A 20013-nucleotide genomic window follows, 5' to 3' on the forward strand; every position below is an offset into this window, starting at 1 on the left:
CGCGGAGAGCGAACGATGGTTAAAAAACCCAATGAAACGATGAGAGCGGCGCTGGTCTCGACGCTGGGCGTGCTGGCGTTTTTGCTGACTGCTTGCCAGACCACCGGGGCTGGCACATCAGCGCAAGCAAGTCCCGCGGACTTGAGTCCACCCGCTCTGGCCAGTAATTATGAGCGTGAGGGAGAGGATGGGACACGCAGCTTTTTAGCCTCTCAAACCCCGCGATCGGTGCAGGCTCCCCAAGTGGATTTTTATGTGGGCATGCCGCAGCCGGCAGCGGGCTTGATACAGGTGGATGGGCCGCAGGGACCCTTGTGGCTGTATCCCCAAGTGATCGTTCAGCGTAACGATTTAATGCGGGTGGCTACCTTGCGGACCGAGCAGGGGCGGCATCTTGTGCGGTTTCAATTAAATCCTTTGGGTGCACGTAAGTTGGCAGAAGTCAGCTCTGGTAATGTGGGGGCATTGCTGGTTCTCGTCATGGAGGATCGGGTGACGCAGCTTGCCCGAATTGATGCGCCCTTGATGCAGGGAATGATTTATCTGTCCGTGCCCGATGACGCTGCCGCGCAGCGCCTGTTGAGGCAGGTTCAAGGTTAAGAACAATATAAAGTGCCTTACAGGGCCAGCAAGGATAAGGGATATGACGGTTGAACAGATTTTTCTGTTGTATGACGACCAGGCCAGTTTGCGCCAGATCGCGGTGGAATCTGAACAATGGGGAGTGCGGGTAGAGCTAGTTGAAACAATGGAAAAGTGCCTGGCTCAGGCACATGCGTCTGGCGGCGAACAGGTCTTTGCCTTGCCCTGTCTGGCAGACAATGTGTTCTTGCATATCAATCGCTTGCGCATGGACTTCCCGGCCGCCGGTCTCATTATCGTGCGACATGACAAAATGGCGGGCCTGGAGCGTGGCCATTTTTTGTTGGCGGGTGCCGATGCTTGCTTTGATCAGGAAGCCCTGCCTGTGGAAGTGGTGGCCTGCGTGCAGGCGTTGCGCCGCCGCGCTTATGCACTGCGCCAGAGTCTGCGCGGCCCAGGTGCGGGGCTTAGCAGAGCCGCTGTGGCTGACCACAAACCCGACCCGGAGCCCGAGTTCCTGCTGTGGGACTTAACCGAAAACGGCTGGACTCTGCTTACCCCCAAGGGGCATACGGTCATGCTGACCCGTGGCGAGCGTCGTATCGTGCAAGTATTGTTTGCGGTCAGCCCGCAGACGGTAGAGCGCGAACGTCTATTTCCCCTGGATGAAGGCCGCGAGGCGACTGCCCGTTCCGTGGACGTTTTGATCAGTCGTTTGAAGCGTAAATTGAGCTCCATGGGAGAGGAGCTGCCCATCCGTTCGGTGCGTGGCGAAGGCTACGCCTTTGTGGGCAAAGTACCCTTGGCATGCCAGGAGCTGACACGCGTCAGTTTAAGTAATGACGAGGTCTACGAGTGATTTGAGACGGCGCGAAATGCCCTTTCTCGATGCTGAAACAGCATGATATAGACCCTTAAATTTTAAATATGTATAATTGGTGTCTCTGGTTATTTGAACCAGCTCTTCGAACAGGCCGTCGTGCCGCGACAAAATCGCGGTAAAAACGCCGGTCAGTTCTTCAACAGGTTGTTGCACAACAACCCGGCTTTATAGTCCGAAACACCTTGCCCGACCCCTTGGGTCGCGGAACAACCAGCCGACTGTCTCCACGACATCGGCCTGCAACAGAGCGGCTTGCCTCTGGCCATGTTTTATTTGCTGTAAGGCCCGCAGACTCGCCGTAATGTAAGGCACTTTGCGCTGTGTCTTGCTCTTTTCCCGCTTTGGCGTTTGCACAAGGCGGGGGCGTTCGTGCGCGCGTTCGGTTTAGGTGCTTGGGCTCTGATGGGATCGGTGCCGCCCAGCGCGTTAATGCGAAATTGGCACGCATGCGAGTGATGGCTGTTTTGCAAACAGTCATTGCGCAGAAGAGAAAGGGAAAGACATGCAAGAAGCGGAGTTTTTTACGCTTTCAACCACAACGGCCATATTGTTGTTGGTGGGCTTTTATGGCGCGACATTTCTGATGTCGCTCATGATTGGCCAAAAGAAGGAAAACGTGGACGGATACATGGTATCCAACAGTGCGGTGGGGTTTGGCCTGTCAGCGGCCAGCATGATTGCCACGTGGGTATGGGCGGCATCGTTTTACGCCAGCGCGACCTCAGGCTTTAAATACGGCCTGTCCGGCCCCCTGCATTACGGTTTATGGGGCGCCTTGATGATTTTGTTCATCTACCCCTTTGGACGGCGTTTTAGAAAGTTGGCGCCGCAAGCGCATACGCTGGCTGAAATATTGCACGCCCGGCACGGTTCATCCAGCCAGATGATTATGGCGGTTTCAAACGTGGTCGGCAGTGGCATCAGCCTGATGGTTAACTTTACTGCCGCCGGTGCCCTGGTCTCTATTCTGAGCCCGCTCTCTTTCATCCAGGGTGTGCTGATTGCCGGTTTCGGGGTCTTGTCCTACACCTTGTGGTCTGGTTTTCGCGCCTCGGTGATGACGGATTTTGCCCAGCTGGTTGCCATGATCTTGTCGGCCGTGGTCATTATTCCGCTGATCTTCTTTAACGCCGGTGGCCCCGAAATGGTGCAAGCCAACTGGTGGCGACTGGATGCCGAGCAAGCCAACTTTTATTCGACCAAAGCCATTTTGGAGCAAGGTGCGCCGTACTTCGTGGCGGTGCTGGCCTATGCCATTGGTAACCAGACGATTGCCCAGCGCTTGTTTGCCGTGCGGGAAGATCTGATCAAACCGACCTTTCTGACCGCGACGATCGGCTATGGTGCAGTGGTGATTGGCTTGGGTATGTTGGGCCTGCTGGCTCTGTTCACGGGCCTGGAGCCGGTGGATGGGAACATGAATAACATCATCCCGCAGATGGCCTCCACTTACCTGCCTCCTTTTGGCATCGCCTTGTTTTTCATCCTGGTAGTGGGCTCCTTGTCCTCGACGGCCGACTCCGATCTGGCCGCACTATCGGCCATCATGATGACAGACATCTATGCCAAGAACATTGCCCGTGGTCGTCCTAAGCCCGCTCGTATGTTGTGGTGGGGTCGTATCACGATGGTCGTTGCCACGATGGTGGGCGTCATCTTTGCCAGTCTGCGTCTGGATATTTTGGTGATGCTGGTCTTTGTCGGTGCGCTGTGGGGGGCGATTGTATTCCCGGTCATCGTCAGTTTTTACTGGGATCGCGTCACCAACAAAGCCTTTAGCTGGTCGGTCCTGAGCGCTGTCGTGCTCTTTACCATCGTGCGTTTTGAACTGATCCCTATCGAGGGGGCGGTTGCAGTGTTCTTTGAAATTACCGCTGCCATCGGTGGTGGTGTGGTGGCTGGTTTGATGGCCTTCGCATTTTTCCGCAGCAAGATTGCGATTGCCGTTGGGGTGATTGCCACGGCGATCATGTTGCCCAACTTCATCGGTTTCTTGCGTGACTACCTGGTCTTGGCCGGTTCATTGACGGCTTACGGCGTTAGTGCCGTGGTGTGCGTGGCCGTCAGTATGCGCAGCCAGGAACGCTTTGACTTTTCCGTATTGGCCGAACGTGTTCAGTCTTTCCACTATGACGACACGCCTGAGCCAGGCAAGAAAAAGCGTGAACAGCCGGGCGAAGCTGCCTCGGCCCGTGCTTGATTGGACGGTAAAAAAACCTAAAGGAGAATCCTATGCTTATGACGATTTACTTTCTGGTGTGGCCTGTTCTGTCAGCCATCATTCTGGTCTTGCTCGTTGCCAACTTGGTGCGTGACTGGCGCAATGCCCGTAAGACCGGCGCATCCATGATTTAAAAAAACAGTCCCGTCTTGAATCAAGGCGGGACTTTGTTTTTTTCAGGCCAGGATACGTTGGCCGGCATGGATTAAAAGCCGCAGCGAGAATGCCAGCAGCAGTACGCCGGTGACACGCTCAAACCAGGAGCCCATGCGCACAAAGCGTTCGCGAACATGGCCATTGGTAAAGATCAGGCTGACCACAATGAACCAGCCCGCATTGATCAGGCACATCCAGATGCCATAGAGCATTTGGGTGCTCAGCGGCGTGCTTGAACTGACTACAGTGGTAAAGACGGCCAGAAAAAATAAGGTCGCTTTGGGATTGGTGGCATTGGTCATAAATCCCAGCGCCAGCGACTGCCGGATACTGGCCGAGGCAGACTTGCCATTATTGGCGTCGGCCACGTTTACATCCATTGGCGCGCCAGCCTGACGCAAAAAACCATAGCCTATATAGAGCAGGTAAGCGCCGCCCAGTACTTCGGCAACACTCATCAGCCACGGAGTGGAGTGCAACAAAGCCCCCACGCCCATCAAGGTATAGATCACATGAACGGAAATCCCGGCGCCTATGCCAATGGCGGTGGCGATACCGGCCTGGCGGCCCATCCGCACGCTTTGGCGGATGGTGACAGCAAAATCAGGTCCGGGAGCAATAACGGCCAAAAAATGAATCAAAGCCAGGGTCAGAAATTCTGGCCAATACGTTTGCAACACATTAACTCCAAAAGGTCAGCGGCATGGCCGGGCCGCGGTATCCCACAAAACAAGATAAGCTCAATCGCAAATCGCCTTTTCCGGGCGTGACCGCGTGCATCTTGCGGGAATTGAAAATAATCAGATCGCCAGGACCTGGGCGAATTTGTACTTCAGGTGAACCCAGCAGATCAGGATGGATGCCGTAGCTCTCGCCTCGCATCTCATCAAATTCCTGGGGGTTCAATTCGGTTTGCCAGATTTGCAGTTCACCTCCTTGCTCGGGCATTTTCAAATAAACATTGGCGGCTAACTGACCTTGCAGGCTGATGGCCTGATAATTGCCGGGCGCATCTTTAGCCAAAATGTCGTGGTGCGCCAAAAAGTGGACATCGGGCTGTACCACTCGCGATAAGCCCACATACATTTTCTTGCCGTACAGCGTTTCCAGCGTGGCGCCCGCCGGCCAGACTTCGTCCAGCGTGCAGCGCAGCACATCAATCGGGGACAAATAGGGCGCGCAGCGGCGACGCAGCTCGTCAATATTGTCAAAGACCCCTTCAAAGTAGGAGGCCATGCGTTCAGGCTGGTTTTCTGCCTCGTAAAAAGCCATGCCGATACGGCCAATGCTGGGGGCATTCACGTAGCGGTCAAAGCCTTTATCAATGATTTGTTGCCCCAGCTTTTGTGAGGTAGGCGCATCAATGAACTGGGATAATCGGATGGCAAGGAGTTCACCATTGAGCAGGGACTGCATGTGCTCAGTCCTTAATCGTTCTGTTTCTAAATACATGTCTCACTTCCCTTAGGGAGTTTTAAAAGAATTGTTTTGCTTTCCCTGTAATAACTAGAAATAATAAATAAGCTTAATTTTTATTATTCATTAATCCAGCATTTCATAATGAACGCTCAATTCATCTTTCTTGTGTTTTATACGAATTATTTTGAGCCCATTTAATTCAGCTGTATTTTCAACATGGGTGCCGCCACAAGGATATTGGCCCAGAGCACCGATAGCGACCAGGCGCTTGTCCTCCTGAAAACTGATGTCAATGGGCTGCGCCAGCCGGATCTGTTCTTCGCAGCGCTCGGACAGATCACCCAGAAAAGGCGGCAGGGCATTCTTAGGATTTCGGAACATCACGCGCGATTCGCCGTGCCAATGGTGGGCCTTGATGGCTTGCCAGCCAGTGCGTTCAATCAAATGACCGATCAAGTGGCCTGCGGTATGCAGACGGGCATGTTGCAGGCGATGAGCCCGGTCTATCTGCAGCTGAACAGGGCCTAGCGGCAGACGCACATGCAGGTAGTGCAGCACATGGCCGTCACGGTTCTGGGCAACGTGCAGGACCTCGTGGCCATTCAGTGTGCCTTTGTCGCAAGGCTGACCACCGCCTTGGGGATGAAATAAGGTTTTATCCAGCCTGACAGCATAGCGTTCATTTTCCGAGTGATAACACTCCAGGATTTCCGCTATGCAGGTAAGGCTATTGCTAGTCAAATATAATTTATCTTGCATTTTATTACCTGTAGGTTGGTTTTCAAGCATTGTAGGCATAGTAGCGAGTCCTGATAATTGCAATTCAATGAAATAATTTATTCCCTATGAGCACAAGTAATCTCACTTCCCTGATGAGCGATATGGTGGTGTTTGTCAAAGTGGTCGAGGCCGGCAGCTTCTCGGAGGCCTCTCGCCAGCTTGGCTATACGCCCTCGGCGGTTAGCCGTGCCATTGCACGCCTGGAGAAAGGATTGGGGACGCGCGTGCTGCAACGCACGACTCGTAAATTGCGGCTAAGCGATAGTGGCCAGGCCATTTATGAACATGCCCGGGATATGCTGTCCTGTGCCCAGGCAGCCATGGAAATTTCGGACCAATTCCAGACCGAGCCGGAAGGGCAAATCCGCTTGAGTGTGCCCAAGGCCGTGGGACATTTTTTGATTCATCCCCATATGCCGGACTTTCTGGCCGCTCACCCCAAGGTGAATGTCCTGATGAATCTGGATGATCGCTATGCGGACTTGATTGATGACCAGCTGGATCTAGCGATCCGTATTACGGATCAGCCGCCACCGGGGCTGATGGGCCGCCATCTGACTGATATTCGCCATGGCTTGTATGCCAGCCCGGCATATCTGGCTGAGCACAATATGCCCAGCCATCCGCAGCAGCTGCGTGAACATAGCTGTATCTATTTAGGGGAAGCGCCCAGCGATTCGCGCTGGCGCTTCAATAAAGGCGGGCGAGTCTTGAATGTATCGGTTAGCGGGCGTTACGCCGCCAACCATACGGGGGTGCGCCTGGATGCGGTAGAGCGCGGCTTGGGCATAGGCAGCTTGCCTTGCTTTGTTGCCAAGGAACCGGAGCAGGAAGGCCGGATTGTGCGTGTGCTGGGGGACTGGGAGTTTCGCACGCAATATTGCGGAGCTTTGTGGGCTCTGTATCCGCCTACCCGCCATCTGCCTCCCAAATTACGCTTGTTTGTGGAGTTTCTGGCGGGGCGTTTGTCCAGCGGCAAGCCCGAGGCCCCCGGTGGCAGTGCCTTAGCGGGAGTCGTCTGAGTGAATCTGCAGGGCTTCCAGAAAGCGTGACACCATATTGTAGGTAGCAATGGTGGCGGTCAGCTCCACCGTCAGGCGTTCATCAAAATGTTGGCGTACTGTCTGGAAAATGGCCGGTTCTACCTGAACCTCAAGCGTCATCGCATCGGTGTATGCCAGCACGGCGCACTGAATTGGACTGAATTGATCCGATTCTCGCCAATGGGGCAAGGCATCCAGCTGTGCTTGGCTCATCCCCTCGACAAGAGCAATGGGCGCGTGCTGATCCGCTTCGTAAGGGGCGCGATTCAGCAGCGCTACACGCATGATGACCAATTCTCGCAGATCACCCGGCAAGCTGCTCTTGTGTCGTATGCCGGTTAAATGATTCAGCCAGCCTTGGGCGACAGGAGGGCTGTGCAGCAGCATTTGGTACAGGTGCAGTACGCTGCCGCGTTCAGCAACAATTTGTTCAACCAGCGGGGTGGCTTCAGGGGCACTCAGATCAGCATAAGGCAGGCGGGCCATCGTTTTCCTTTAAAAATGTCTGTGCTTTTGGCGGTTTTGGACGCGAGGCATCGTGTTTCGGACAGCTAGGCTGACAGCCGCAGGCCCGGCTTGGTTTAACGAGGCAGGATTTCGTCCAGCGTGTGAGTCAGCCGCAGCACAATTTCGTGAATGTCGGCTTCTGTGCAGATGAAAGGGGGGGCCAACAAAATATGGTCCCCCTGAACACCGTCAATAGTGCCACCCATGGGGTAGAGCATCAGCCCCTGGGCAAAGGCTGCTTGTTTGATTTTGACGTGAGTTTTTAAGGCTGGGTCCAAGGGCTGTTTGCTGAGCTTGTCCTGAACCAACTCGATGCCGACGAATAAGCCTCTGCCGCGTATATCACCCACATTGGGGTGGCTATCCAGGGCTTCATGTAGTTCCCGGCGCAGTTGCTCACCACGCTGGCGAACATTGTCCAGCAGCTTGTCCTGCTCAATAGTCTGTTGCACGGCCAAGGCTCCCGCGCAGGCTGTAGCGTGCCCCATATAGGTATGGCCATGCTGGAAAAAGCCTGAGCCCTTGAGGATGGCCTGATAAATGCGGTCGCTGGCCAGCATGGCACCAATGGGCTGATAGCCTGCGCCCAGACCCTTGGCGATTGCCATGATGTCCGGCACCACGCCGTCTTCTTCGCACGCAAACAGATACCCGGTCCGTCCCATGCCGGACATGACCTCGTCCAGGATCAGCAGGACACCGTGCTTGTCGCAAATCTGGCGGATTTTTTTCCAGTAGTTGCCTACCGGAGCCAGTGCGCCTGCAGTGGCTCCCACCACGGTTTCACCCACAAAGGCGGCCACGTTTTGTGGCCCCAGGCTTTGAATGGTGTCATCCAGTTCTTGTGCCAGGCGGTCTGCGTATTGCTCGGCGCTTTCATCGCTGCCTTGGTCACGGTAGGGATAGCAAGGCGACACATGCTGCGCTGGTGCCAGCAAAGGTAGAAAAGGTTTACGGCGCCATTCATTGCCGCCTATCGCCAGCGCGCCCAAGGTGTTGCCGTGATAGCTCTGGCGGCGTGCAATAAAAATATGCCGCTCCGGCTGGCCGGTTTCTACAAAGTATTGCCGTGCCAGTTTCAAGCTGGCTTCCACGGCTTCAGAGCCGCCGGACAGAAAGTAGACATGATCCAGATCGCCCGGCGAGCGGCTGCTGAGAAAGTCCGCTAGATCTTCTGCCGCCTGACTACTGAAAAAAGAAGTATGAGCGTAGGCGATGTGGTCCAGCTGCTGCTTGATTGCGGCAATCACGGCTGGATGGCTGTGTCCCAGGCAGGACACAGCTGCACCGCCACTGGCATCTATATAGGATTTGCCATTGCTGTCCACAATGTGGATGCCGTCGCCTTTGACTGCGTAGGGCAGGGCTTGTTTTGGGTTGCGATGAAAAACATGGGTCATGGCGCAGGTCCGTAAATAGTGCTGCAGCGTTTTCAACGTATGTTGAATATATGATAATACTTTCAACAAATAAATCATATTGTGGCGGATTTGTCGGGTGGACAAAGAGTGCCTTGTTGCGCCTTTGCCGCGTTTTCGCCCGATATATACTTGGTATCCCTTTTCTTAGCGTGTCTGCACATGAACTCCTTGAGCTCCCTGACTCAGCGCATCCAGGCGGCGTTTGCCACCATGTCGCCCCAGTTTCAGCAAAGCGCACGCTATGTGCTGGATCATGCTGATCAGGTGCCTTTGATGTCCATGCGCCAATTGGCGGCTCAAGCACAGGTGCAACCCGCGACCTTGCTGCGCTTTGCGCAATCTTTGGGCTATGAGGGCTGGGCGGGATTCAAAGCGGTGTTTACCCAGGCTTTGCATGGTCAGGGCGCCCGGCGCTATGCCGATCAGGCCCGGGAGGTAGTGCGAAATCGGGGTAAGGAAGACCGGCTTGAGCAGGCCATATCAGCGCAAATGGACAATCTGGCGCTGCTGCGTAGTGTGAATGAAGAGTGCCTGCCGCATGCGGTAGAGCTGTTGAGCAAGGCCAAGCGGGTGTTTGTTGCCGGATTCCGAGCCTCGTTCGCCCCTGCTTTTTCTTTCCATTATCAATACCGCCTGTTTCGCCCTTCCATTTCCTTGCTGCGCGGGGATGCCGGCACGTTAGACATGGATTTACGCGCCCTGCAAAAAGGCGACGTGCTGGTTTTGTTCGGTTTTGCCCCCTATTCCCAGGAGGCGGTACTGGCCCACCGCGCTGCCCGGCAGGCTGATGCACAAATTCTGGCGATATGCGACAGCTTGCTTGCCCCTATTGCGCAGCAGGCGGATGCCACATTATTGTTTGGAACCGACATACCGTCTTTCTTTCCTTCTCTGGTTGCGGCTCAAGCGCTGGTGGAGGTCTTGCTGGAACAGGTTCTGGCCAAGGCGGGACGTCGTGCTGTAAGCGGTATTGAGTTGCTTGAAAATCAATTGCACCAATCTGGTGCCTACTGGAAATAGACGCGATGGCTAAGTTGTCCTATCTGGAGTTGACTGGTGGTCCCAAAGAAATTGGCCATTCTTTGGGACGTTTCGGAGCATCTGCTGCGCATGCCTACTTGCTGAGTTCTGCAGCATGGCAAGGCGTTATGCAATCAAAAGGGTCGGCTGTTGCCAGCCAATTGGCGCAGCATACCGAGCGTTATTTCCCCCGAATATGGACCGAGCTCCAGGGCCTGGCATTAGGCCTGGAGCTCCCCTTTGAAGACGTGTTTTTGTGGAACTGCCGTGGCGACCTGTGGGCAATGGCCCCTGATGGCTGCACAACGGTGCAGATGCCCGCTCAGGGCGAGCCCCGGCTCGTACATAACGAAGACGGCGACCCCGGTTTGGCCGGTCACTGTGGTGTGGCGAAATTCATTCCAGACAGCGGCATGGCTTTTGTCTCTTTTCTGTATCCCGCTTCCTTGCCGGGGCACAGTTTTGCGGTGACGCAGGCCGGCATGGCCATGACCGTCAATAATGTACGTGCCCGCCATGTGGCCCCCGGCGTGCCGCGTATGGTGCTGACCCGGGCTATGTTGGACCAGCCCGATCTGGATCATGCCGTGGCCGTGTTGCAGGACCACCCACGTTCCGGGGCGTTCCATTTAAGCTTGGCCCAGCGTGGCGACCCGCGTTTGCTGAGCGTGGAGTTCAGTGCTGAAGCCGTATCGGTGCAGACAATCGAGCAAAACAGCTTGCATGCCAACCACGCAGTGCATGAAGCCATGCAAGGCTTTGAGCAGCGTATTACCCGCTCGTCAGAGTTACGCCAGGAGCGGGGCGATACCTTGCTGGAGGAAGCTGGGACTGCACTGGACCCGCTAAAAGTGCTGGCCGACCAGCACCATGCGCAGTTTCCGATCTGGCGCTGTGCCCCGGATGACAGCGACGCGGAAAACACCTTGGCGACTGTGGATGTTCAGGTGGGGAGCCAGTCCTTGAAATGGCAGGTGTACGAGGCACCGGGCGGCAAACCAGCGCTGAAATTTGCGGATATTACCCGCATAGATCTAGTCTGAACGTAAACAAGGCCCTGCAATTGCAGGGCCTTGTCGTCAAGCTTGTGCGCCTGGCTCAGGAAGACCCGCTTCAGGCTGGGTCTTGCTGTTCGCGCTTGGGTTGCCACAGCACATCAGATTGGCCTGCATGACGGTTCAGAGTACGCGCCAATACAAATAACAAATCAGACAGTCGGTTCAGGTACAGACGCGGGCCTTCCTGCGGTAAAGACGCAGGCGGTACAGCAACCACACTGCGTTCGGCCCGGCGTGCCACACAGCGCAGCACATGCGCTTGCGCAGCGGCAGGACTGCCGCCTGGCAAGATGAATTCTTTGAGTATGCCCAAAGGCTCGTTGTACTGCTTAATAGCCTTGTCCAGACGCTCTACGTGGCTGCTGGCAATGACTTGATGGCCAGGAATACAGAGCTCTGCACCCATATCGAACAGATCGTGCTGAATATCGCATAACAAGGCGTCCAGGTCGGCGGGGATAGCCATGCTGCGCAACACGCCAATATGGCTGTTGAGCTCGTCCACATCGCCCAGTGCATGGATCAGGGGAGCCGTTTTGGGCAGGCGGCTGCCGTCTCCCAGACCGGTGGTGCCGTCGTCACCCGTGCGGGTGCTGATAATGGAAAGTCGTGTGGACATAGTGGCCTTATTACGCAGCAGGGCTGGGGGTGCCTTCAGCCAGATTACGCAACGCATCGCCGGTTAGCCGCACGACACGCCAGTCTTCCAGCACCTGGGCTCCTTGGTGTTTGTAAAAGTCGATGGCGTTCTGGTTCCAGTCCAGCACCACCCATTCCAGGCGGCCGCAGTTCTGGGACACCGCCAACTGTGCCAGATGGCGTAGTGCAGCAGCGCCTAAACCATACTTGCGGTGGGCAGGGTCTATATACAAGTCTTCCAGATAGATGCCGCGGCGATCCAGAAAGCTGGAGTAGTTGTAAAACCACATAATGTAAGAAATTACGTTCTCAGGCTGACCTTCTGGCGTGATGACCAGGCAGTAAGCGCTGGGCTGGTCCGAGAAGAAGCTGTTGCGCAGCGATTCAGCCGTCGCCTTGAAAATATGCTCCAGTTGCTCGAAGGCGGCCATATCGCGCATCAGGCCCAATACGGCCGGAATGTCAGTGGGGGTGGCTGGACGCAGCACATACCCTTTAATAAATTCGCTCATGCTTTTGCAAAGATTTAGCGTTATGCTTGTTCGGAAACAGACGTACTAAACGTCAGAAAGTAGGCATTATGAGCTAATAATCTGGCTCTGCCCAATTTGCAGGAGTTAATGATGGCATGGACAAAACAAGGCGGCGCATTGCTGCTGGGGACTTTGGGCGTGGTAGCCGGCTCGGCGTATGTCGTGGTCGCTCAGGCTCAAGAGGCCAGCGCCTCGGGTGAAGTACGCAGGCTGGATGCCGAGGCAGGCAAAGTCACCATCAAGCATGGTGAGATCAGCGATCTGCAACTGCCCGCCATGACACTGGTGTACAAAATTGATCCGGCCTTGCTGGCTAATATCAAAGCAGGCGACAAGGTGAAATTCACTGCTAAACGTGATGGCGGCGACTACGTGGTCATCAAGATCAGCAAGTAAGCCCTGTCAGGTACAGGATAAAAAAAGGGGCAGAGAAATCTGCCCCTTTTTCTTGTTCGCCTAAGGCGGAATTACAGCACGTAGCGTGCCAGATCCTGGCTGGCTGCGGTTTCCTGCAGCTGCTTGTTCACGTAGTCCGCATCGATGACGACGCTTTGCTCACCGTGGCTGCCAGCGCTGTAGGACAAGTCCTCCAGCAACTTTTCCATCACGGTGTACAAGCGACGAGCACCAATGTTTTCAGTGCGCTCGTTGACCTCGAAGGCCAGCTCAGCCAGACGCTGGATACCATCAGGACGGAAGTCCAGTTGTACCTCTTCGGTATTCAACAAAGCAGCGTATTGCTTGGTCAAGGAGGCGTCCGTGGCCGACAGAATCTGTACAAAATCCTGAGCGCTCAGCGATTCCAGTTCCACACGGATAGGGAAACGGCCTTGCAGTTCGGGAATCAGATCCGACGGGCGGGACAGATGAAACGCGCCAGAAGCAATAAACAGAATGTGGTCCGTGCGCACAACACCGTATTTGGTTGTGACGCTGGTTCCTTCCACTAAAGGCAGGAGGTCGCGCTGTACGCCTTGACGGGAGACATCACCACCGCTGCCTTGGCTTTCGCCACGCGCTGTAATCTTGTCGATCTCGTCCAGAAAGACAATACCGTTCTGTTCAGCATTGGCGACCGCAGCAGTACGCAGATCATCTTCGTTCACACGGCGGGCCGCTTCTTCTTCGGTCAATTGCTTGAAGGCTTCTTTGACCGTCAGCTTGCGAGCCTTGGTTTTTTCCTGGCCCAGGCCAGAGAACATGCCGCGCAATTGCTCGGTCATCTCTTCCATGCCGGGAGGGGCCATGATTTCCATGCGAGGCATGGCTTGTGTCATCTCGATTTCGATCTCGGAATCGTCCAGCTTGCCTTCGCGCAGGCGCTTGCGGAAAACCTGGCGAGCAGAGTTGTCTTCGCGCTGGGGTTGACCGTGAGCATCACGCGAGGGCGGCACCAGCACATCCAGGATGCGGTCTTCAGCGGCTTCCTCGGCCTGGGTGCGCACACGGCGCATTTCGATTTCGCGAGTTTGCTTGACCGAAATATCCACCAGATCGCGGATGATGGTTTCTACGTCGCGGCCCACATAGCCCACTTCGGTGAACTTGGTGGCTTCAACTTTGATGAAAGGCGCATTGGCCAGCTTGGCCAGACGACGGGCGATTTCGGTTTTACCGACGCCGGTGGGTCCAATCATCAAAATGTTTTTGGGGACGATCTCGCTGCGCAGGGGCTCGGCAACCTGCTGGCGGCGCCAGCGATTGCGCAGGGCCACGGCCACAGAGCGCTTGGCCTTGCCCTGGCCAACGATATGCTTGTCCAGTTCGGAGACAATTTCTCCGGGAGTCATATTAGGTGTAGACATGGTGGGGTATCCGGCGGTCAGAGTGTTTCGACGATATGGTTCTGGTTGGTGTAGATACACAGGTCGCCTGCAATCTCCAACGATTTCTTGACGATGTCGGCCGGAGCCATATCGGTGTTTTTCAGCAAGGCCATGGCGGCAGACTGGGCATAGGAGCCGCCCGAGCCGATGGCGGCCAGGCCATGCTCGGGCTCGAGCACGTCGCCGTTACCGGTCAGCACCAGCGTGTGTTCTTTGTCCGCCACCAGCAGCATGGCTTCCAGACGGCGCAGGACACGGTCAGTGCGCCAGTCGCGCGTTAGTTCGACCGCAGCGCGCAGCAGGTTGCCCTGATACTTTTCCAGCTTGGCCTCAAAGCGCTCTTGCAAAGTGAATGCGTCAGCAGTCGCACCGGCAAAACCGGCCAGGATACTGTCGTTGTAAAGACGGCGAATTTTACGAGCCGTACCTTTGATGACAACATTGCCCAGGGTTACCTGACCATCGCCGCCAATGGCGACCTGATCTCCGCGGCGTACACAGACAATAGTAGTGGCGTGAAATTGTTCCATGATTTCCTTCCGTTAAGGTTCTCATCTGGGGGCCGGGCAGGAAATTTCAAGCGATATGGCATGCAAAGTTTTTGTTTCCGCTTGTACCTTGTTTGAAAACCGCGCTTTGCAAATGGGAACCAGAGCAGAGAGCTGAAAAGCAAAAAGCCCGCCAGAATGATCAGGCGGGCTTTTTTTAGAATGTTAAGCAGTGCTGCTTATCAATCTCCAAACATCTTCTGGCGTTTCTCGCGGCGTTCCTGCGCTTCCAGCGACAGGTTGGCCGTAGGACGAGCCAGCAGACGGGGCAGGCCGATAGGCTCGCCTGTTTCCTCACACCAGCCGTATTCGCCTGAGTCAATCAGGGCGATGGACTGCTGCACTTTCTTGAGCAGCTTGCGTTCGCGGTCGCGTGTACGCAGCTCCAGAGCGTGTTCCTCTTCGATCGTGGCACGGTCAGCCGGGTCAGGAACGAACTGGGTTTCACGCAGGTTTTCTGTCGTGGCACCGGCGTTAGCCAGAATTTCTTGTTCTAGCTGGCGCAAGCGGTGCTTGAAGAACTCCAGCTGGGCGGCGTTCATATAGTCTGACTCAGGCATCGCCAAAAGCTCCTGCTCGGTCAGCAGGGTTGTAGTACTGTCATGTGACTTAGTTGCCATGATGCTTACCTCTTGTTGACGTCTGGGAGCCTGTAACTGTTGTCACGCGCAATCGCTCCGCATTTACTGAATAATTATTAATTCAAACCAGGCAATTCTCCAGGCCCTGGGTGAAAATATCTTGTGGCAATTTGCGGCCAATAAAGACCAGCTTGGTGCCTTTTTTATCTTTGGCCAGCCAGGCATTGCCAGGCTCGGCGCTCATCATCATGTGTACGCCCTGGAAAAGCATACGGCGATTGATGCCCTTCAGATACAGAATGCCTTTATAGCGCATCAGATCTGGTCCAAACACTTGGACAATCCCCGATAGGAAATCTTCCAGACGTTCGGGATCAAACGGACGATCCGAACGGAACACAAAGGCCCCGATTTCGTCACTGTGGGCGGCATGTTCGTGATGGTGGTGGTGGCCGCAGTCAGAACCGCAGTTGCCATCTTCGCCATCATGTGCATGATCGTGGTGGTGATCATGTTCATCGGCAGCATCGGGATGCTGCTCTGCCAGAAACTGGGGATCAATGTCCAGGATGGAGGTCAGGTTAAAACCACTGACTTCCAGCAAGTCCTTGATGTTGGTGTCACCAAAGTGGACTGGCGTGATCGTTGCTCGCGGGTTAATGCGGATCAAACGAGAGCGCAGGGCTTCGTAGTCCACGTCATTGACCAGATCTTTCTTGGAGATCAGCAAGCGGTCAGCAAAGCCAACCTGTTTTTGTGCTTCTTCTTGATTGTCCAGCGTGGCCATGCCGTGTTTGGCATCCACAACGGTGATGACCGCATCCAGCCGATAGTAGTCGGCAATATCATCGTCCATGAAAAAGGTCTGGCAGACCGGGCCGGGGTTAGCCATGCCGGTGGTCTCGATGATGACGCGTTCAAACTTCAGTTCACCGGCCTGGCGGCGAACACGCAAATCATTCAGGGTGCGCATCAGGTCGCCACGCACGGTGCAGCACACGCAGCCGTTGCTCAGCTCAACGATTTCTTCCTCGGAGTCTTGCACCAACAATTCGTTGTCGATGCCCTCGGGTCCGAACTCGTTTTCGATGACGGCAATGCGCCGACCATGATATTCGGTCAGGATGCGCTTGAGCAGCGTGGTCTTGCCAGCGCCCAAAAATCCAGTCAATACCGTGACTGGAACCATGTTTTTCAGATCTGATGCCGCGTTCATAACATGCCTCGCAGGGGCGGGAGAAAAAGCACAAGGCACGGCGAAACCGCGTCTTCCTGCACTTATCCACTCCGCTCGAAAACAACGTGCGATTACATCACAGCCTTGCCTGTTGGGCAAACGGTGATCTGTAAAAATTCACAGAGGTTTGCCAATAGATCGGGGAATATATACCGATTGGCGGCAAAATGCCACGTTTTAGGGGGCAGATAAGGGTTTTCGCTCGTTTTTAGCGGCAACGCAACGCTGGCACAGGCCGCGCAATTCGGTTTCATGTCCAGACAGCGCAAAACCGGCGTCGCGCACGCAGTCTGCCAGCTTTTTGCTCAGGGCAGGCGCACATAGCTCCACGACCGTGCCGCACTGGGTGCAGACAATCAATAAGTCGTGAGGGTGGCCACCGGCGTCCACACAGGCCGTCCACGCGTTGACGGCATCCAGGCGGTGGATCAGACCTTCTTCGGTCAGAAAGTCCAGGGCGCGGTAGACGGTAGGAGGCTTGGCGCCGGGCTGAAATTCGCGAACCAGATCCAGCAGTTCGTAGGCGCGCAAACTGCGCTGGGCCTGAATCAGGATTTCCAGCACCTGACGGCGAATGGAGGTCAGCCGTTTGCCGCGTTCCAGACAAAGCTGTTCGGCGGTAGCGAGCTGATCTTCAATGGCGGTGGGCGTAAGAATATGTACAGGCATGGCGCTTGATGGTGTGTTTGTTATGTTATAACATCTTTGGAAAAATTAAATTCCCAACCAATCCGCATTATCCCTGTTTCATGTCCTGTTCTCAATTTTCCTCGACTTCCCGCAGTCCAGCGCCGCGCCGCTCGCTCTTGCTGGCTTCGGCCGCGCAGCGCGTGGTGGGAGCCTTGTGCGTGTCTGCCGTCCTGTGGCTGATGACCGCCTGGGCCATGGGAGTCTTGTAAGCGCATGACTGTAAATCAGACTTTGATTGAACTGGATCATGTCTCCTTGGGCTGGAAAGACAAGATTGCCTTGCGGGACATCAGCGGCTGTTTTAACCGTGCTTCGCTGACAGCGATTGTCGGGCCGAACGGTGCGGGCAAATCCACCTTGCTTAAAGGGCTGACCGGGCAAATCAATCCCTTGAAGGGCCGGATTGTGGTGGATAAAGGCTTTCTGGATCAACTGGCCTTGCTGCCGCAAATGGGAGATCTGGATAAAAGCTTTCCAGTGACCGTGCACGACCTTGTTGCCATGGGTGCCTGGAAGCGCGTGGGCGCCTGGGGCGGCTTTCCTAAAGCAGAACACGAGCGTATTGGTCACGCTTTGGAGCAAGTGGGCTTGGCTGATTTCGCCCGGCGTTCGATCGGCACCTTGTCGGGCGGGCAATTACAGCGCGCTTTATTTGCTCGCATGATTATGCAAGACGCTCAGATTCTCTTGCTGGACGAGCCCTTTGCGGCGGTTGATCGGGCGACCTCGGAAGAATTGATGAACCTGATTCTGAGCTGGCATCAGCAAGGCCGGACCGTGATGGCCGTATTGCATGATCTGGATATGGTGCGCAGTTGCTTTCCACAAACGGTGCTGCTGGCCGGGCAAGTGGTGGGGTGGGGAGAAACCTCGACGGTGCTGACCCCGGAGAATTTGCATCTGGCTCGCCATTTGTGTGCAGGGGACTATCTATGATGGCGCTGATCGATGTGCTCTTAGGTCCCTTTATTGAATTCGGTTTCATGAAACGGGCCTTGGCAGGCTCCTTTGCCTTGGCTGCTGCGGCAGGGCCATTGGGCGTTTTTCTGGTGCTGCGCCGCATGAGCCTGATGGGCGATGCGATGGCGCATGCCATCTTGCCCGGTGTGGCGGTTGGCTTTTTGACGGCAGGCTTGTCCTTGAGTGCCATGGCACTGGGCGGCATGATTACAGGCTTAGTCGTGGCTTTGCTGGCGGGGCTGGTTGCCCGCCTGACGCCTCAAAGAGAAGACGCCAGCTTTGCAGCGTTCTATCTGGTGTCTTTGGGCCTGGGTGTGCTGCTGGTTTCGCTGCGCGGCTCCAATATGGACCTGATCCACGTGCTGTTTGGCACTGTCTTGGGTCTGGATGATGCTTCTTTATTGTTGGTCACCAGCAGCAGCACGGTCACGCTGATTATTCTGGCCTTGGTGTTTCGGCCTTTGGTGCTCGAATGCATGGACCCCATCTTTCTGCGTACCCAAGGTGGGCGCGGCTCCGTGGTTCACATGCTGTTCTTGTTCATGCTGGTCATCACGCTGGTTGCTGGCTTTCAGGTGCTGGGCACCTTGATGGTGGTGGGGATCATGATGCTGCCGGCTGCCTCGGCCCGTTTCTGGGTTTACTCCGTAGGACGGCAAATGTTGGTGGCGGCTGTGCTGGGCATGGTCAGTGCGTATTTGGGTCTGCTGTTCTCGTATTACTACAACGTGCCTGCTTCGCCGGCGATTATCTTGGCCGCGGGTGCTTTCTATTTTCTTTCTGTCACCTTTGGCCCCCAAGGCGGTTTGCTGCGTGCTTTTTCTCAATGGCGTGCACGGCGTCGGCGTATGGCCTCTCTCTTGGAGCACGATTGATGAAAATGCGAGATATTCCAACAGGCCGCTTGGTACTGGCTTTGGGACTGCTGGCGGCAAGCCTGTCCGTCCAGGCCGAGCCCTTGCGAGTGGTCAGCAGCTTTTCAATCCTGAACGATATGGTCAAGGAGATAGGCGGCGACAAGGTCATGGCCAGCACCATCGTGCCCGTCAATGGTGATGCACACTCCTTTGAGCCCCGGCCTAGCGATGCGAAAACCTTGGCCAACGCTCAGCTATTGGTGATTAACGGGCTGCAATTTGAAACCTGGCTGCCGCGTTTGCAGCAAGCAGCAGGCTATACGGGCCCGCAGGTAGTGGCAACGGACGGCATTACTCCGCTGGCGTTTGAAGGCGGGCAGGGTGCCCATGCCGACCATGCGGACGATAAAGATCACGACCATGAGCATTCTCATGACCATGAACAAACCCATGATCATCAGCATGCCCATGCCTCGCAGGAAGGACCTGCTCAGGGTGCTCACGCGCACAGTCATGAACATGGCAGCCAGGACCCCCATGCCTGGCAGAGCCTGGGACTGGCCCAAATCTATGTTCGCAATATCAGCAAGGGACTGGAGCAGGCTGACCCGGCCAATGCCGAGTATTACCAAGGACGCGCCAAGGATTATGCGCAGCGTCTGCAAGAGCTGGATGACTCCATCAAAACGCGTTTGCAGGCTGTGCCGGTGGAAAACCGCAAGGTGATTACCTCGCACGATGCCTTTTCCTATATGGGCAAGGCTTACGACATTCGCTTCATTCCTCTGGTGGGTGTTTCCAGTCAGGCTGAGCCATCCGCACGCGATATTGCCCAGATCATTCAACAGGCACGCAGCGAAAAGATTAAGGCTATTTTTGTAGAGAATACGGTCAGCGCCAAATTAGTGGAACAGGTTGCGCGAGAGACGGGTGCCAAGGTGGGCGGCACTTTGTATTCTGATGCCTTGGGTGCGGCCGGTTCAGGGGTGGATACCTATTTAGGGATGATGCGATCTAATACGGATCAGCTGATTCACGCCCTGCAGCCCTGA

The 20013-nt window shown here is 55.4% G+C and carries 24 protein-coding genes; 12 read left to right on the forward strand and 12 right to left on the reverse strand.

Features of this window, described 5'->3' with window-relative positions:
• Nucleotides 1–15: 15 nt before the first annotated feature.
• The 4 genes from AC1RSM_RS09240 to AC1RSM_RS09255 all read left to right on the forward strand — a co-directional run bounded on the left by AC1RSM_RS09240 (nt 16) and on the right by AC1RSM_RS09255 (nt 3820).
• Complete coding sequence (locus AC1RSM_RS09240) at nt 16–600, forward strand: SecDF P1 head subdomain-containing protein (protein ID WP_492931773.1); 585 nt, start codon at nt 16–18, stop codon at nt 598–600.
• 43 nt (nt 601–643) lie between these two features.
• On the forward strand, nt 644–1441 hold the full coding sequence (locus AC1RSM_RS09245) for a winged helix-turn-helix domain-containing protein (protein ID WP_492931775.1): 798 nt from the start codon (nt 644–646) through the stop codon (nt 1439–1441).
• Nucleotides 1442–1967: 526 nt separating this feature from the next.
• Nucleotides 1968–3665 carry a sodium:solute symporter family protein gene (locus tag AC1RSM_RS09250; RefSeq protein ID WP_492931777.1) on the forward strand — a complete coding sequence of 566 codons (1698 nt, stop codon included), beginning with the start codon at nt 1968–1970 and terminating at the stop codon, nt 3663–3665.
• 32 nt (nt 3666–3697) lie between these two features.
• Entirely contained in the window at nt 3698–3820 is a 123-nt protein-coding gene (locus AC1RSM_RS09255) for a putative transporter small subunit (protein ID WP_492931779.1), read from the forward strand.
• A 42-nt stretch (nt 3821–3862) separates the two neighbouring features.
• Here AC1RSM_RS09255 and AC1RSM_RS09260 read toward each other — a convergent pair whose 3' ends face one another.
• The 3 genes from AC1RSM_RS09260 to AC1RSM_RS09270 all read right to left on the reverse strand — a co-directional run bounded on the left by AC1RSM_RS09260 (nt 3863) and on the right by AC1RSM_RS09270 (nt 6020).
• Entirely contained in the window at nt 3863–4522 is a 660-nt protein-coding gene (locus AC1RSM_RS09260) for a LysE family translocator (protein WP_492931781.1), read from the reverse strand.
• A gap of 1 nt (nt 4523) precedes the next feature.
• Nucleotides 4524–5294, reverse strand: a complete 771-nt coding sequence (locus AC1RSM_RS09265; protein ID WP_492931783.1) for a 2OG-Fe(II)-dependent halogenase WelO5 family protein — start codon at nt 5292–5294, stop codon at nt 4524–4526.
• Between the two features lie 90 nt (nt 5295–5384).
• A complete protein-coding gene (locus AC1RSM_RS09270) occupies nt 5385–6020 on the reverse strand; it encodes an alanyl-tRNA editing protein (RefSeq protein WP_492931785.1) in 636 nt (211 codons plus the stop codon).
• A gap of 86 nt (nt 6021–6106) precedes the next feature.
• Here AC1RSM_RS09270 and AC1RSM_RS09275 point away from each other — a divergent pair, with 86 nt between their 5' ends.
• The gene (locus AC1RSM_RS09275) at nt 6107–7063 is read left to right on the forward strand and encodes a LysR family transcriptional regulator (RefSeq protein WP_492931787.1); all 957 of its coding nucleotides are present in this window, start codon (nt 6107–6109) and stop codon (nt 7061–7063) included.
• On the opposite strand, the gene AC1RSM_RS09280 is transcribed toward AC1RSM_RS09275, so the two are convergent.
• Nucleotides 7046–7570 (reverse strand): carboxymuconolactone decarboxylase family protein, encoded by a 525-nt coding sequence (locus tag AC1RSM_RS09280; RefSeq protein ID WP_492931789.1) that lies wholly within the window; start codon nt 7568–7570, stop codon nt 7046–7048. The genes AC1RSM_RS09275 and AC1RSM_RS09280 overlap by 18 nt on opposite strands.
• 95 nt (nt 7571–7665) lie before the next feature.
• Nucleotides 7666–8991, reverse strand: coding sequence for an aspartate aminotransferase family protein (locus AC1RSM_RS09285; protein ID WP_492931791.1), 1326 nt, complete (start codon nt 8989–8991; stop codon nt 7666–7668).
• 180 nt (nt 8992–9171) lie between these two features.
• On the opposite strand from AC1RSM_RS09285, the gene AC1RSM_RS09290 reads away from it, so the two are divergent.
• Both AC1RSM_RS09290 and AC1RSM_RS09295 read left to right on the forward strand, forming a co-directional pair.
• Nucleotides 9172–10032 (forward strand): MurR/RpiR family transcriptional regulator, encoded by an 861-nt coding sequence (locus AC1RSM_RS09290; RefSeq protein WP_492931793.1) that lies wholly within the window; start codon nt 9172–9174, stop codon nt 10030–10032.
• A gap of 5 nt (nt 10033–10037) precedes the next feature.
• A complete protein-coding gene (locus AC1RSM_RS09295) occupies nt 10038–11075 on the forward strand; it encodes a C45 family autoproteolytic acyltransferase/hydrolase (RefSeq protein ID WP_492931795.1) in 1038 nt (345 codons plus the stop codon).
• Nucleotides 11076–11145: 70 nt separating this feature from the next.
• Here AC1RSM_RS09295 and AC1RSM_RS09300 read toward each other — a convergent pair whose 3' ends face one another.
• Together AC1RSM_RS09300 and AC1RSM_RS09305 are read right to left on the reverse strand one after the other, a co-directional pair.
• Entirely contained in the window at nt 11146–11709 is a 564-nt protein-coding gene (locus AC1RSM_RS09300) for a cob(I)yrinic acid a,c-diamide adenosyltransferase (RefSeq protein ID WP_492931797.1), read from the reverse strand.
• Between the two features lie 10 nt (nt 11710–11719).
• A complete protein-coding gene (locus AC1RSM_RS09305; protein ID WP_492931799.1) occupies nt 11720–12241 on the reverse strand; it encodes a GNAT family N-acetyltransferase in 522 nt (173 codons plus the stop codon).
• A 111-nt stretch (nt 12242–12352) separates the two neighbouring features.
• On the opposite strand from AC1RSM_RS09305, the gene AC1RSM_RS09310 reads away from it, so the two are divergent.
• On the forward strand, nt 12353–12658 hold the full coding sequence (locus AC1RSM_RS09310) for a copper-binding protein (protein WP_492931801.1): 306 nt from the start codon (nt 12353–12355) through the stop codon (nt 12656–12658).
• A 71-nt stretch (nt 12659–12729) separates the two neighbouring features.
• On the opposite strand, the gene hslU is transcribed toward AC1RSM_RS09310, so the two are convergent.
• The 5 genes from hslU to AC1RSM_RS09335 all read right to left on the reverse strand — a co-directional run bounded on the left by hslU (nt 12730) and on the right by AC1RSM_RS09335 (nt 17123).
• Nucleotides 12730–14067 (reverse strand): ATP-dependent protease ATPase subunit HslU, encoded by a 1338-nt coding sequence (gene hslU, locus AC1RSM_RS09315; protein ID WP_492931802.1) that lies wholly within the window; start codon nt 14065–14067, stop codon nt 12730–12732.
• 17 nt (nt 14068–14084) lie between these two features.
• Nucleotides 14085–14618, reverse strand: a complete 534-nt coding sequence (hslV, locus tag AC1RSM_RS09320) for an ATP-dependent protease subunit HslV (RefSeq protein ID WP_492931804.1) — start codon at nt 14616–14618, stop codon at nt 14085–14087.
• 200 nt (nt 14619–14818) lie between these two features.
• Entirely contained in the window at nt 14819–15256 is a 438-nt protein-coding gene (gene dksA, locus AC1RSM_RS09325) for an RNA polymerase-binding protein DksA (RefSeq protein ID WP_042488105.1), read from the reverse strand.
• Nucleotides 15257–15338: 82 nt separating this feature from the next.
• The gene (locus AC1RSM_RS09330) at nt 15339–16433 is read right to left on the reverse strand and encodes a CobW family GTP-binding protein (RefSeq protein ID WP_492931806.1); all 1095 of its coding nucleotides are present in this window, start codon (nt 16431–16433) and stop codon (nt 15339–15341) included.
• A 198-nt stretch (nt 16434–16631) separates the two neighbouring features.
• On the reverse strand, nt 16632–17123 hold the full coding sequence (locus AC1RSM_RS09335; RefSeq protein ID WP_492931808.1) for a Fur family transcriptional regulator: 492 nt from the start codon (nt 17121–17123) through the stop codon (nt 16632–16634).
• 80 nt (nt 17124–17203) lie between these two features.
• Between AC1RSM_RS09335 and AC1RSM_RS09340 the strand changes: the two genes are divergently transcribed.
• From AC1RSM_RS09340 to AC1RSM_RS09355, 4 genes are read left to right on the forward strand one after another with little or no spacing between them, the layout of a single operon-like run.
• Entirely contained in the window at nt 17204–17353 is a 150-nt protein-coding gene (locus AC1RSM_RS09340) for a hypothetical protein (protein WP_492931810.1), read from the forward strand.
• Between the two features lie 4 nt (nt 17354–17357).
• On the forward strand, nt 17358–18080 hold the full coding sequence (locus AC1RSM_RS09345; RefSeq protein ID WP_492931812.1) for a metal ABC transporter ATP-binding protein: 723 nt from the start codon (nt 17358–17360) through the stop codon (nt 18078–18080).
• Nucleotides 18080–18979 (forward strand): metal ABC transporter permease, encoded by a 900-nt coding sequence (locus tag AC1RSM_RS09350; protein WP_492932965.1) that lies wholly within the window; start codon nt 18080–18082, stop codon nt 18977–18979. Before AC1RSM_RS09345 ends, AC1RSM_RS09350 begins: the two co-directional genes overlap by 1 nt.
• Nucleotides 18979–20013, forward strand: coding sequence for a metal ABC transporter substrate-binding protein (locus AC1RSM_RS09355; protein ID WP_492931814.1), 1035 nt, complete (start codon nt 18979–18981; stop codon nt 20011–20013). Before AC1RSM_RS09350 ends, AC1RSM_RS09355 begins: the two co-directional genes overlap by 1 nt.

It is taken from the genome of Alcaligenes sp. GW821-FHT11D07 (assembly GCF_058808495.1).